The organism is Fructilactobacillus florum DSM 22689 = JCM 16035 (assembly GCF_001436645.1).
Lineage (GTDB): Bacteria > Bacillota > Bacilli > Lactobacillales > Lactobacillaceae > Fructilactobacillus > Fructilactobacillus florum.
Genome location: NZ_AYZI01000003.1, coordinates 1 through 14,146, shown reverse-complemented (window position 1 = coordinate 14,146; position 14,146 = coordinate 1). Strand labels below are relative to the sequence as shown.

The window sequence follows — 14,146 nt, the reverse complement described above, 5'->3', positions numbered from 1 at the left end:
GGTTATTTATATAATAAATTGTGGTTATTTGTATAATAAATGGTATACTTTTAAAAAAAAAGTAGGGTAATTTTTTAAAGTATGTATATAAAAGTAAAAAAGGAGTCGATGAAATGCTTGAAGAAAATAGCTTAGAAGAATGTCCAATTCAGCCAGTTGTTGATATAATTAGCGGTAAATGGACATCATATGTGCTTTGGGAAATATATAATAAAAATAACCATTATGGCGGGATAACAAGATCTTTGCCTGGAATTAGTACAAGAACCTTATCCACTAGGTTAAAAATGCTTGAAAAAAATGGAATAATAAATAGAACAGTATATGATACAAATCCACCAACTGTTGCTTATGATTTAACTAAAAAAGGAAAAGATCTTGCACCGATTCTAATGTCTATGAAAAAGTGGTCTGAAGATTATAAGTAAAAAAATTTAATAATTTAGAGTACCCAATGAAAGCTAGATAAAAATCTAATTTTTATTGGGTACTTTTTAGTACTAATTCAAATAAAAAAAGACTTATACTGATTTAATATCAGAATAAGCTTTTAAAAACTATTTTAATTTTTAGATCCATCTTAAAAATTGGGATATTTTTAGTTTGTTTCAATCTATTTTCTATCTCATATATACTTTATCTGTTAAAAACCCCTTCTAATTTTAAGAGAGTTAATGATAGAGCAGAAACATTAAGTAATTTGAGTGCTTCTCTTGAATGTTATGAATTGTCTTTATAATAAATCAAGATTTATCCATTTCTACTGAGCCCATTTAAATTTCGTTTTGCTTTTAAATACGTTTATTGCTATTTTGGGTAAAGTTTATAAATTATTAAGCAATAAAAACATTTCGAATAGATTCTAAAAGTATTACTTGATTATCCGTTAACTTAACTTTAATATCGTTTAATTTTGCAACCTGACTAACAATTTCTAACGGATTCAATTCGACATCGACCTCATTCAGCTGCATAATAACATTAACCTTATTTTCTAATGAGTAGAATAGAATATTTTTGATAGTAAGAAGCGTTTGTTGTTCTTTTAATTTAGCAATTCGATTTAGTTTTACTTTTTGCTTGTTCATGGCAGTAGTATGGTCAGACAAATAAAATCCTTGCCATTTAACCATCCCACGATCGTGATAATCGTACTTGAAAAATCGATCCACAATTTCCTGATTAAATTGATAATTATTCAAGAAGATCACGCTTTCTTTGAATTAGTTGGTTTGATTTAGGCCATTTTAAATCAGTAAATCCAACAAAATTGATGGTTAAATTACTGTGTAATTTAAATTCGTTAATGATTTTTTCTAAGTAATTAAGATCATAGTTGTTTAAACTATGTAAAGGAATTGATCTCAATCGCTGTTTACGATGCTGGCTATTAAAGAAAAAATTAAATTGTTTGTCATATTTATCATTTGCGACTTCAATCCAATAGTGCGTTTGAGAAACTCGTTTAAAAAGTGCATTCATTCGTTTAATAATTATGTTTAAATCATTATTCATAACTATTTCCACCGTTGTGACCACCAACTAACTTTGCTCTTTCGAGGGCTGTCCCACCTTTAGCCAGACTATTTGCAAACACTAGTTTAGAAAATCCATATTTTTTATGAATTTCATCAATTGTGCTAGTTAATTTAGTCATTTTTTTCTCTACTTCTAAATCAGTAAACAAATTTAAAGATTTACTATTATTTGGAGCTAGTTTACTACAATAAAACGAAATATTTCTAATTGCTTGTCCATTCCAATGTTTTCTAAATAGATAAAGCAAAGGTTTAACTATTTCCTGATTATTATCGGTGGCATCAATCGACATTTCTTGGTAAAAACCAGAACTATTATAAATTTCCCTATCATGAAACGAAAAGCCAACCCCTAGAGCGATCCGGCTAGTTAGTTTATGGTGATTACGGACTCTTGCTGCTACCTGTTCACCTAGCTCTTTAATTACATTTTCGATTTCTCCTTGCTCATGATAATCACGTGGTAACACCTGAGAATTACCCAAACTTTTGGATTTAACAACTATTTTATCAGTGATCTTTGACCGATCGACGCCCCATGCCGTCGCAAAAAGTTGCGAACCAATAACACCAAGCTCTTGTTTAATGAAATAAGGATTAGCATGAGCTAAATCATACATATTATGGATATCTATTCGATTCAAATGTTTAGCAGTACGGGGACCAATTCCCCAAACCTTTGTTAAGTCTTTAATTGACCATATCTTTTGAGGAACGTCTTCATAATGGATTTCACCGATTAAATCATCATTATGCTTTGCGTAATTATCTAATGCTAATTTGGCCTGAACTGGATTATCACCAATACCAACGGTTGTATATAATCCTAATCTTTGTCTAATTGTTTTTTGCATAAGTCGAGCTACTTCTTTAATTGAATTACCAAATAAATGCCATGAATCTGTCATGTCTAGAATACTTTCGTCGATAGAATAAGGAAAAATGCATGCTTCAGGAGTAAACTCGCCAAACAAGTTATTAATTTCAATATTTTTCTTAATATAGAGATTCATACGAGGGGGAACAACATATAGGCGTGGATCATTTGGTAAATCCCGTTGCCGTGAAACATTGGCTTTTAGATGGTAGAGTCTTTTTGCTTCAGGAGAAGTGGCCAATACCAACCCACCGTTGGTGTTCTCTGCTTCACTTATGACAACTAATGGTACTTTCATCGGGTTAAAGCCTCTTTGAATCGCTTCACAACTAGCATAGAAAGATTTGTTATCGATTAAAAAAATGCTCCTCTCGGTTCATCATCAAAAAACATGTTTTCACCTCCATTCGTATAATTGAATTATAGCACATCACACGAACGTATGTTCTAAAATGATGTGTGCTTTTGCCAAAATAAAAAGAACATAAAAAATTATGTTCTTCAAAACAAAACTATATGAGTTTATTTTTTCGAATTAATTAGCCTTTTGCACGATATTCTTATCGCACTACAAGAATATCGTTTAATTAGCTAGTTTAATTCTCCCCCTGCAATTTCATCAAGCAGTGGGCGTGATGGAATAAAATAAAGGGTTCCAGTTTTTAGCTCCGAAAATGTCAATAAGAAATCAGACATATCAACCATTTGTTGCAACATTTCTTTAGTAGTCTCCCAATGTCGAGCATAACCCATGAAATAAGTTCCAGTTATTTTTTCTGCTGGATTGGAAAATGGAACATTCATGCGAATGATTTTATTATCATCGCCGGTATTAGAAGCTAAATTATGTGCATTTTCAGCTTTTTCTTCGTCGGGCAATTCTAGATCTGAAAATTTTTGTCGACCCACAGCTCGATCTTGATGTTCAACTGATAAACCATTCCACTTATCCATGTCATGAATCCACTTTTGTGTGAATAAGTAAGAACCATTGATAAATTCTGGATCTTCATCGCCAACTAAAGCATATGGGGCAGCATCCTCTACTTGCGGTGCCTCCGTTCCATCGATATATCCAATGATGGCTCGCCCTTCTAGATAGCGAAACCCTTTTACCTCATCTAAAACCGTTGTAAATTCCCCAAGAAATTGTTGATATTGCGCCACCACTTCATAAATAACGGCTTGGTCATTGGCTCGAATATGGAGAAATAAATCTCCCGGAGTACTTGGCATGGAATATTCTGGGCCGCTCACTCCCGCAAAGGTTTCTAGTTCTTTTGGTTTAGCAGCATTCGGGAATAAATAATCCCAGGCCGAATTGCTGAAACCAATGGACACTCGTAGGTCTGCTTCTGGTTCTCGAATACGCATCGAACGAATAATTGCTTGAGAGCGATCTGCAAATTCTTGGACAGCTGCTTGAGCCGTCGCTTGATCTGCCCTAGTTAAGGCTAAAGATACAAATTCAACATTCTTTCCAACATCTTTCCACACATCTTGAGCTTGGCTAGGATCTACAGTAGTCATGTTTAAAATCTCCATTATTATTAATTGTGATAAATTAAACCACTTTAACTTATTCACTATTCTTATTTTAACACCTGATTACCAGTAAAAATAAGAAAAATAAAATATTGCTAATCAACAATTAAGCTTAATTAGCAACATTTCAAAATTAATTTAGTTAAAATTTTAAGCTTTTTCCAGCTCTTTTTGCGACAGCCACAGATGGTTCACGTATTCTTGACCACCAGTGGTAGGTGTAAAGGTAACTGCGTAAGCTGGACCAGAAATGCATTTCACAACTTTACCCTTAGCCCCCTTCATTCCATCCATGTGATCAGCTTTAACGGTAACCTTGCTCCCTTTTTTAAGTCCTTTGTTATTATCTGCGGTTAATTCAGACTTAACTACATATTTATGGTTTTTAACTTCTTTGCCGCCATTGGTGGGTTTATAATTAATTTCATACAAATTGGTGTAGTAAGCGCCGGTAACTTTTGCCATTGCGCCCTTCATCCCAGGCATGTGGTTAGCTTTTAGTTTAACCATTGAATTAACTTTGAATTTAGGATTTTTGACCATTTTCAAATCAGTTGGCAAGGCATTGTCATGTTTCATCATCATTGCCATGGAACCTTTATTTTTGGACATGTCCATAGACTTTTTATCCATTTTGTTATTGTTCATATTCATGTTGCTGGAATTGTTACTATCAGCTAAAACTGGACTAACCGTATTAGCAGCACTAACCGCCAATGTGATTGTAGTTAAACTGGCCATCATTATTTTTTTCATCTTCATAATTTAACGCTTCTTTCAAAAATTTTTTAAGCACCATTTCCAATTGACTTTACTTAGTTACTTAGTTTCTTTGCCCCATTGGTCTTTTTTAAATTGTTCTCGACCGCCCATTTCTTCTATTTGAGCTCGAAAGGGGTTCTTTTTATAGAAATCCTGATGGTATTCTTCAGCTGGATAAAATGGTTTTGCATCTTCGATTTTTGTTACAATCGGTGCATCAAATTTACCAGAAGCATTCAACTCCTGTTTGGATGTTTCTGCAATCTGACGTTGCTCCGCACTGTTTACAAAAATAACGGGCCGATAGCTGTCACCGCGATCTTGGAACTGGCCACTAGCATCAGTTGGATCAGTTTGGCGCCAATAGATCTCAACAAGCTGTTTGTAAGAAATAACTGACGGGTCAAATGTAATTTTAACTGCTTCGGTATGACCCGTTGTCTCAGAACAAACCTGCTCATAGGTTGGGTTAGCAACATGTCCACCTGTATAACCAGAAACAACTGATTCAATCCCAGGCATTTGATCAAACGGTTCAACCATACACCAAAAACATCCGCCGGCGAAAATAGCTGTATCAGTTTTTTTCATGAATCTGCCTCCTAGTTTAAGTAATTATTCTACCAATGACTTATATTTACCGTAACCTTCCGCATCCATGTCATCAAAAGGAACAAAACGAAGTGCAGCAGAGTTAATACAATAACGTAATCCGCCTTTATCAGTGGGACCATCTGGAAAAACATGACCTAAATGTGAGTTACCTTGAGCGCTTTCAACTTCCTCACGAATCATGCCAAATGAGGTATCAGTCTTACTTTTAATTCCATCTTTTTCAATGGGCTTTGTGAAAGCCGGCCAACCACAACCAGAATCATATTTGTCAGTCGAACTAAACAGCGGCTCCCCACTAACAACGTCAACGTAAATCCCCTTTTTAAAGAAATCGTCGTATTTACCAGTAAAAGCTGTCTCCGTAGCAGCTTCTTGGGTAACAGCATACTGTTCTGGAGTTAACTTGTCCTTCAATGCTTGTTTTTTTAATTCACTCATTCTATGCCCTCCTATTCATATTCCCTTACACTTACTTATAATAACCAAATGGAATTCAATTGCAAACAATTGAATTCGAAAAAAGAATCCCCGCAATGCGCAAGAATTCTTTTGATAATCACTAATTATTTTCCAAGGCTTCTGTTAGCGGTGGAACAACTTGTTTTTTTCGGGAAACAACCCCAGGCAAGTTCATCACATCGTTTTCGTCAAGCTCAGTATGAAAAGCATTTGTAACGGCTGTTTTAGGATCTCCCACCACAATTAACATTGAGTTACTGGTCAAAACATTGGTAGCTAACACTAAAAAGAGATCATAGTTAGCAGACTGTGCTTCAACTTTCATTGCCGCCTTAATTTCAGCTAGTCGCTTGGTAATATCAGCTAGATCCACAACATTAATTTGATCAATTCGAACTTGTTTGTTACCGAGAGTAAATGATTTTGCATCACCTGTAATTAATTCAACCGCTGTTTTTGCATCAACATTCGTTCCAGCTTTTAACATTTTAACACCGTAATCAGCATAGTCCGGTACTTCAGCAATTTCGGCGAGCGCTTGCAGAGCTTCTCGGTCGACATCAGTCGTTGTTGGAGACTTCAACAAAAGCGTATCGGAAATAATGGCTGACATCATCAGCCCCGCAATCTCTTTTGGAATGTCAACGCCTTCTTCAGAATACATCTGGGTAATAATGGTTGAACAGCAGCCATAGGGAGCAGCGCGGTAATAAAGTGGTTTTTCAGTATTAAAACCACTAATGCGATGATGATCAACAACGTGAGTAACAGTCAAGTCAGCAATATCGCTAATACTTTGTTGCGGTTCATTGTGATCAACCAACATAACTTGATCTGTTTCTGGTCGAGCAGCATTTACAACCCGTGGAGCCTTAACTCCAAAATAGTCTAATACAAACTGCGTCTCGGGATTTACATTTCCCAGTGCAACTGCCTCTGTATCATAGCCGTCCTGTTTTTCTAAATAAGCAAGGGCAATTGCCGCTGCGATTGCATCCGTATCTGGATTTTGATGCCCAAAAACTAATTCTTTTGTCATCTTGAAACTCTCCTTTTGATTACAAGCATTGTATTTTAACTTTATCATAATTTGCTTAACTTATCTGTTTTTAACTAACTTTTCTCTGCAATAGTTGGACCTGTTCCCAGCAAATGAGTTAATCTCACTGGAACTCCCACTGTCTTTGGATCGAGTACTTTCGTACCGTTGGAAGTTCGTGTGCCAACATGATACTTATTTAAAACTAAATCAAGTTGTTGATCATGGTCTGTGCGAACCTGGATTAGTTGTTCAGCTTCCTGAATCATTAAAAAATCGGCGACTAAAATTCGGCGACTTTTAAGCTCATGCAGAATTTTGATACCCTTGCGACCTCGGGTGGTCACTGGAATATCGCTAATAGCGAGCTTTTTAAAACTTCCATCTTGAAAGATAACAGCTACTTCTGAATTATTTGGCTCCACTAACTGGCAGTTAACCACCCGATCATCAGCTGCTAGTTTCATAGACTGCACTCCACCAGCTTTGGCTCCAGTAGTAGAAACTAATGATAGTGGATAACGGAGCGCTAAACCTTTTTGAGATACTAGTAGTACTTGCAATTCGGCTTGAGTGCTTGAAACATATGCAACACTAACGACTGCATCTGTTGGACTAGATAATTTTAAATAGCTGGTGGCACGAGTTTTATAAGTTCGAGTTGGCAACAGTTTGTCAAACTGAACTTGTTTAATATGACCAGCCCGGCTCGCAATTAAAAATTTACCTGATTGTTTTAGCGATTGGAAAGTATGCACTGCAATGACTTTTTCTTGTGAATCAATCCCAGTTAACTGAGAAATATGCGAACCCGTATCTTTCCATTTTAAATCATCAATTTCATTAACCGGTCGATAAATTAAATTACCACGATCTGTAAATAAATAAACAATATCTTGTGTGTTTAGTTGACCAATAAAGACCGGATAATCATCTTGCTTCAAACCATTGTCGGCTACATCGGACGCCTTAAAAGAACGCAGACTACTTCGCTTAAAGTATCCGTCATGAGAAAGTAATACCATCACGTTTTCAGCTGGAATCGTAACATGTTTACTGATTTGGAGATCTTCAATCTCTGCCTCAATTGTAGAGCGCCGAGGAGACTTAAATTCAGCTGCAATTGCAGTTAATTCTTGACGTAAGACCTGATCCAATTTAGCTGAATCTGCCAAAATACTATTGTACTCAGTAATTTTACTAGTTAGTTGCTCGTGTTCTGCTTGTAACTTAGTAACATCTGTATTGGTTAAGCGGTATAGTTGCAAAGCCACAATGGCATCTGCCTGCTGCTCGGTGAACTGGTATTCTTTAACTAAGTTATCACGAGCATTGGTCCGGTTAGCACTTGCGCGAATCGTTGCAATTACCTGATCAAGAATTGAGAGTGCTTTAATGAGACCCGTAACAATATGTTGTCGGGCTTGTGCTTGCCGTAAATCAAAGTTAGTACGATTAGTGATGATCGTGCGTTGATAATCTAAATAGGCAGTCAGAATACTTTTTAATGATAACCGTTGTGGTCTTCTTTCCTTAATGGCCACCACATTGAAATTATAAGAAACTTGCAAATCAGTATTTTTATACAGATAATTTAAGATTCCATGCGTATCAGCATTTCGTTTGATTTCAATTGAGATTAAGAGACCGGAGCGATCTGAATCATCGCGAACCTCAGCAATCCCATCAATTTCTTTATTTAAACGAATTTCATCAATTTGTTTAACCAGTTGCGATTTATTGACTTCATATGGAATTTCAGTAATGCGAATTTCTTCTTTGCTACTACGAAGTTTTTTAATGGTGGAACGAGATCTAATCATAATCCGACCACGTCCTGTTTGATAAGCCTGTTTAATGCCATCTAAGCCCTGGATGATCCCACCGGTTGGAAAATCAGGACCTTTAATAAAGTTCATCAGTTCTTCTAGGCTGGCATCTGGATGCTCTTGCAAGTGAATCAATGCCCCAACAACTTCTGCCAGGTTATGCGGTGGAATTTCTGTTGCATATCCGGCAGAAATGCCAGTAGCTCCATTGATTAATAGGTTAGGAATCCGTGCTGGTAAGACCGTTGGCTCTTTTTCGGTATCATCAAAATTTAAGACCCAGTCAACCGTTTCCTTATCGATGTCACGTAATATTTCATTGGAAATCTTGCTTAAACGGGCTTCTGTATAACGCATGGCAGCTGGAGGGTCACCGTCCATGGAACCATTATTACCGTGCATATCAATCAACGGTGCCCGTAACTTCCAAGCTTGGCTCATCCGAACCATTGCCTCATAAATTGAACTATCGCCATGGGGATGAAAATTACCCATAACGTTTCCAACTGATTTAGCGGCTTTTCGAAAGCCTTTTTCATAGGTATTTCCGTCTTTATTCATTGAATAAAGAATGCGACGTTGGACTGGTTTTAACCCATCACGAATGTCTGGAAGTGCTCGTTCTTGAATGATGGACTTTGAGTAGCGACTAAATCGTTCATCCATAACAGTCGCTAGCGCTAGTTCTTTAATTGTCGCCTTTTTCGGCATGCTTGCCACCTCTTAATTATTCGTATGATCCAAGATACTGCCGTCATCTTCTAACGTAAATTGAACATTGGCTTCAATCCAATTACGTCGGGGCTCTACTTTATTTCCCATTAGAGTAGAAACTTGCTGTTCAGCTTGAACTGCATCATCAATTTGAACTCGAATTAAGGTACGTTTGCTAGGGTCCATGGTAGTCTCCCAAAGTTGGTCGGCATTCATTTCTCCTAAACCTTTAAAACGTTGTAAATTAGCCCCCTTAGGAAACTGTTTTCTTAACTGTTCAAGCTCTTCATTAGTCCAAGCATACTCAATTTTTTGATTAGCGCCGTGTCCCGTCTGCATCTTATACAGCGGTGGTAGCGCAACATAAACTCGACCAGCATCAATCATTTGCCGCATATATTTATAGAAAAATGTCAACAATAGAATCTGGATGTGAGCACCATCGTCATCAGCATCCGTCATGATAATAATTTTGTCATAATTCGCATTTTGCAGTTGAAAGTCATCGCCCATTCCAGCTCCAACTGTATACATAATCGTGCTAATTTCTTCATTTTTAAGGATGTCAGTTAGACTAGCCCGCTCCGTATTTAATACTTTTCCACGTAATGGCAAAATCGCCTGATGTTTACGGTCTCTTCCTTGTTTGGCAGAGCCACCGGCTGAATCCCCCTCGACTAAGAAAAGTTCATTAAGTCGGGCGTCTTTGGACTGAGCTGGTGTCAATTTACCCGAAAGTAGTCGTTCACTCTTGTGTTTTTTCTTACCGTGTCGACTTTCATCCCGCGCTTTTTTAGCAGCTTCACGGGCTTTTCTAGCTCGCAAAGCTTTTTTAACTAATAGAGTTGCTAAATCAGCATTCTCCATTAAAAAGTACCGGAGCTGCTCTGCCACTACGTTGTCAACGATTGCCCGAGCAGCCGGAGTTCCTAATTTTTCCTTCGTTTGACCCTCAAATTGAAGTTCTTCCTCTGGAATTCGTAGAGCGATTACCGCAGTCAGTCCTTCGCGGATGTCAGCGCCCTCAAGATTTTTATCTTTTTCTTTTAATAGATCGACTTTTCGTGCGTACTCATTAAAAGCTTTCGTCCATCCACTGCGAAAACCGGCTTCATGAGTTCCTCCGTCTTTAGTTCTGACATTGTTAACAAATGACAGCATTGATTCTGTATAACCGTCGTTATACTGTGCCGCAACTTCGACTTCAATGCCGTTTTTGTTACCATCAAAATAAAGCACATCACCAATGGTTGTCTTGGCTTCATTTAAATATTTAACAAAATCCTTAATTCCATCATCATATTTAAAAATCGCCGTTTGCTCTTGACCAACCCGCTCATCGGTAAGTACAATTTGTACATTTTTCAATAAAAAAGCTGATTCTCGCAGTCGCGTCGCTAGCGTTTCAAAATTATAGACGGTCGTCGTAAACATGTTTGGATCAGGTTTAAATGTAATCGTTGTCCCCGTTGGTTGGGTGGTCTTTCCTAGCTTACGTAGAGTACCTACTGGGGTTCCCCCGTTTTTAAAATCTTCTTGATATAATTGATGATCACGAACAATCTTGACCGTAAGGGATTCTGAAAGTGCATTTACAACGCTTGATCCAACTCCATGGAGACCTCCAGAAGTTTTGTAACCTCCCTGACCAAATTTACCTCCGGCATGCAGAACCGTTAAAATCACTTCGGGGGTCGGTTTCCCAGAGGCATGCATTCCAACTGGCATCCCGCGGCCATGATCAGTAACGGTAATGCTATCATCAGCATGGATTGTGACATTTATCTGATCGCCGTAACCAGCAATTGCCTCATCAACAGCATTGTCAACAATTTCATACACCAAATGATGAAGTCCGCGGGCATCGGTAGAACCGATATACATTCCCGGACGCTTTCGAACAGCTTCTAGTCCGTGGAGAACCTGGATGGAAGTCGAATCATACTCTTGTGACTGCTTGGTTTTTGCCATGGTCATTCGCTCCTTTTGTCTGTAATTATGATAACTTATTTTCTTTGATATGCAAATTAAACCAGGTTAATGACTGAGTTTAACTGGTATGCAACTGTTTTAATTACAAAATTAATGCTAAAATAACTGCTGTTAATTAACCGTAACATTGGAGGAAACATGTTTAAAATTATCGTGCTTTTAATCATTGCATATTTGCTTGGTTCCATTCTAAATGGGATTTGGATTGGAAAATTGTTTTTTCATGTTGATATTACTCGGCATGGATCCAAAAATATCGGTGCAACCAACACTTTTCGTCTTTTAGGACCAGTTGCAGGAAGCTTAGTGATGATTTTAGATATTGGAAAGGGGTATCTAGCCACTTGGTTGCCAACCCTTTTTGGGATTCACGGTTGGTACCCGTTAGTGTTTGGAGTTGCTGCAATTTTAGGTCATACCTTTTCAATTTTTTATCACTTTAAGGGTGGTAAGGCCGTTGCTACCAGCGCTGGGATGCTAATGGCCTATAACTTAAGTTTTTTTATGATCGCAGCAGTTACGTTTATTGCCAGTATCTTCATCACTAGCATGGTTAGTTTGGGAAGCATGTTGGGATTTATTATTATCGTCTTTTCGGCATGTTTAATCCACGACAATGCCCTAATTATCTTAGCGCTTTGTTTAACGGTTTTTATCTTCTATCTTCATCGCAATAATATTCATAAAATATTGAACGGTTCAGAGAATTTGACTGACTGGGGTCTATATTACTGGTATTTAAAATACGTAAAAAAAAGCCCCCGTGTGTTAAAACACCGCCGGCGGTAATCTGATTTAACTTTAACTATAAAGAACCCTGATCAAGGATTCGCGTGAGTACCTTACCCACCATCGGGATCAGAGTTCTTTTTTTATGCTTAAACTTGTAATTTTTATGGTAACTATTAATGTGCTGGCAATTAGTTTCAGTATTGTTTCTATTTGCAGTCGCAAAAAATAGTTAGGAACGGGGAGAGGTTCATTAGAGCGTCTCCCATTTTTCAAAATAAAAATTAAACAAAAAGAGTACATATATCATTAACTCTTAAAAACAGAAAAAGAAACCTTAAATCTTAATGATTTTTGAAGTTTCTTTTTTACTTTCTTCTTGTACTTTTTTTGACCATTTTCCTTTAATTCCAGAATCTATTTTAGAACTTAACCCATCTATTTTACTTTTACCATTAACCTCATCAATTCTAACTTCATCAATACTACTTTTATACTTAATCTTTGATTTAATTACTGATCCATTACCAATCAGTCTAACCATATTTTTTTCTAATGTTTTCTCTGCCTCACTGAGTGTTTTAAAATCTAGGACTGGATCATAGAGCATTACCATAATTAATTCTCTTTTCGTTTATCATTGGTTTTACTTTCAATTTCATCTAACTGTTTATTCAAGTCTTTTTGTTTAACTTGAAATTCATCATATAATTGAGTTTCTGCTTTTTTACGATGTCTCATAAGTCCATCTCCAAACTCTTCGAATAAATATCCTGTTTTAATTTTAATTTCTTCATGTATATCCAATGCAATTAACACATTATAACAAACATCATGCTGTTGATTTAAATATCGATTACCTTGTCTATATACATTAAAAATCTCATCTTGCTTTTCATGATATTCTCGTTTTAAATTATCCAATTTAGTTTCAAGTTGATCAATTTTTTTAGCTTTTTGTCTAGAATCTAAACTCATATATTAAAGTCCTTTGCCAACTCACTATCTCTTTGAACCACTTTTTCAATGCCTTGTTGTACCTTACTTGCCCACTCTTCAAACTTATTTTTTAAATCTTTAGCTTTAGTAATTCTTTGATTAGCGTCTTCTTTATATTTTCCAACCATACTTTGATAGTTAGCTCCACCTTCATTTAAGCAATGTATTAATTCATCTGGTGATAGTTGTGAGCTAACCATCATACTTTTTTCTTTAACTTCTTGCCAATATTTTTCTTGTTCTCTAACTACCTTATGTAATTTTTTTATAATCTCATCGAGTATCTCTTTAGCTACATCTCTAATGGCTATCGTTAATTCTGTTGCTACTGATGCATCTAACATAATCTCATCTGCGTTAGTTAAAGCTCCACTACTTTTCAATCGCTTATATTCTTCTTGAATTGATGATAATTCGATATCAAAGGTATTAAATACGTCAGTATCAACTTGACCTGTCTTTTTTTCAAAATGGTAACTATCAATAAAATGACCATTAATCATACCCATAATTCCTTTTCCATACTTTGATGAAAATTCATTTACAGAAAAAGCTTTCCCCAGTTGAGCAATCATTTGCCAGTTAGCTATAATATCGGATTTATGATAATAATCTTTGAACATTTCTGGATGATTTTTAATATACGCTAAATCTGCATCATTTAAATTACTTCGTGGATCAGCACTAGAAAAAGTTGTCATTGAAAAATGATGCTTTGCGGCTAAATAAAAAATCAAGGCTCCACCCAAAGAATGTCCAGTTCCATGTTTAATATCACTTGCAGAAAATCCTTTGGATTCTAACTTATTAACGGTTTCATTATAAAATCGATCCGCAGAAGTAAATTGGCTATGATCCAAAGCATTTGAAACAATACCATATACATAAGCACTTGGTCCTATAATAGTTCTAGATTCAGGAATTTGTGTTGCATCGGTAATAACATCTTTAATATCATCAAAATTAGTCCCTGCAATCGCAATTTGAACATTATGATAATCAGGTTTCCCATGTTTATAAGGAGCAACTGCCATCCCTTGAAACCCAG

General features: G+C 36.4%; 14 protein-coding genes and 1 pseudogene. 2 read left to right on the top strand and 13 right to left on the bottom strand.

The window, feature by feature from the left end; translation table 11 throughout:
• The first annotated feature begins 113 nt into the window (after nucleotides 1–113).
• Nucleotides 114–428 (top strand): winged helix-turn-helix transcriptional regulator, encoded by a 315-nt coding sequence (locus tag FC87_RS01945; RefSeq protein WP_035422004.1) that lies wholly within the window; start codon nucleotides 114–116, stop codon nucleotides 426–428.
• Nucleotides 429–833: 405 nt separating this feature from the next.
• On the opposite strand, the gene FC87_RS01940 is transcribed toward FC87_RS01945, so the two are convergent.
• The 10 genes and pseudogenes from FC87_RS01940 to parE all read right to left on the bottom strand — a co-directional run bounded on the left by FC87_RS01940 (nucleotide 834) and on the right by parE (nucleotide 11,349).
• Nucleotides 834–1,202, bottom strand: coding sequence for a hypothetical protein (locus FC87_RS01940; protein ID WP_054689697.1), 369 nt, complete (start codon nucleotides 1,200–1,202; stop codon nucleotides 834–836).
• A complete protein-coding gene (locus tag FC87_RS01935; protein WP_056961437.1) occupies nucleotides 1,195–1,515 on the bottom strand; it encodes a hypothetical protein in 321 nt (106 codons plus the stop codon). Before FC87_RS01935 ends, FC87_RS01940 begins: the two co-directional genes overlap by 8 nt.
• Nucleotides 1,508–2,808: pseudogene (locus tag FC87_RS01930) on the bottom strand (Y-family DNA polymerase). The gene FC87_RS01935 and the pseudogene FC87_RS01930 overlap by 8 nt, the downstream one beginning before the upstream one ends.
• A gap of 198 nt (nucleotides 2,809–3,006) precedes the next feature.
• On the bottom strand, nucleotides 3,007–3,945 hold the full coding sequence (locus FC87_RS01925) for a Dyp-type peroxidase (protein WP_056961435.1): 939 nt from the start codon (nucleotides 3,943–3,945) through the stop codon (nucleotides 3,007–3,009).
• A gap of 165 nt (nucleotides 3,946–4,110) precedes the next feature.
• Entirely contained in the window at nucleotides 4,111–4,722 is a 612-nt protein-coding gene (locus FC87_RS01920; protein WP_235804431.1) for a YdhK family protein, read from the bottom strand.
• A 57-nt stretch (nucleotides 4,723–4,779) separates the two neighbouring features.
• Entirely contained in the window at nucleotides 4,780–5,313 is a 534-nt protein-coding gene (gene msrA, locus FC87_RS01915; RefSeq protein ID WP_056961433.1) for a peptide-methionine (S)-S-oxide reductase MsrA, read from the bottom strand.
• Between the two features lie 24 nt (nucleotides 5,314–5,337).
• Nucleotides 5,338–5,775, bottom strand: coding sequence for a peptide-methionine (R)-S-oxide reductase MsrB (gene msrB / locus FC87_RS01910; protein WP_054689704.1), 438 nt, complete (start codon nucleotides 5,773–5,775; stop codon nucleotides 5,338–5,340).
• A gap of 121 nt (nucleotides 5,776–5,896) precedes the next feature.
• Nucleotides 5,897–6,835, bottom strand: coding sequence for a manganese-dependent inorganic pyrophosphatase (locus FC87_RS01905; RefSeq protein ID WP_009166285.1), 939 nt, complete (start codon nucleotides 6,833–6,835; stop codon nucleotides 5,897–5,899).
• Nucleotides 6,836–6,909: 74 nt separating this feature from the next.
• The gene (parC, locus tag FC87_RS01900; RefSeq protein ID WP_056961430.1) at nucleotides 6,910–9,375 is read right to left on the bottom strand and encodes a DNA topoisomerase IV subunit A; all 2,466 of its coding nucleotides are present in this window, start codon (nucleotides 9,373–9,375) and stop codon (nucleotides 6,910–6,912) included.
• A 12-nt stretch (nucleotides 9,376–9,387) separates the two neighbouring features.
• Nucleotides 9,388–11,349: a DNA topoisomerase IV subunit B gene (parE, locus tag FC87_RS01895; RefSeq protein WP_156656518.1), complete on the bottom strand. Its 1,962-nt coding sequence runs from the start codon at nucleotides 11,347–11,349 to the stop codon at nucleotides 9,388–9,390.
• Nucleotides 11,350–11,508: 159 nt separating this feature from the next.
• On the opposite strand from parE, the gene plsY reads away from it, so the two are divergent.
• The gene (gene plsY, locus FC87_RS01890) at nucleotides 11,509–12,159 is read left to right on the top strand and encodes a glycerol-3-phosphate 1-O-acyltransferase PlsY (protein ID WP_009166282.1); all 651 of its coding nucleotides are present in this window, start codon (nucleotides 11,509–11,511) and stop codon (nucleotides 12,157–12,159) included.
• Between the two features lie 277 nt (nucleotides 12,160–12,436).
• On the opposite strand, the gene FC87_RS01885 is transcribed toward plsY, so the two are convergent.
• The 3 genes from FC87_RS01885 to FC87_RS01875 form a co-directional block, all read right to left on the bottom strand.
• Nucleotides 12,437–12,715: a hypothetical protein gene (locus FC87_RS01885; protein WP_009166281.1), complete on the bottom strand. Its 279-nt coding sequence runs from the start codon at nucleotides 12,713–12,715 to the stop codon at nucleotides 12,437–12,439.
• Between the two features lie 2 nt (nucleotides 12,716–12,717).
• On the bottom strand, nucleotides 12,718–13,077 hold the full coding sequence (locus tag FC87_RS01880; protein ID WP_056961426.1) for a hypothetical protein: 360 nt from the start codon (nucleotides 13,075–13,077) through the stop codon (nucleotides 12,718–12,720).
• Nucleotides 13,074–14,146: alpha/beta hydrolase family protein (locus FC87_RS01875; RefSeq protein WP_056961422.1), on the bottom strand; the 1,073-nt coding region annotated here is incomplete at its 5' end. The genes FC87_RS01880 and FC87_RS01875, both read right to left, overlap by 4 nt.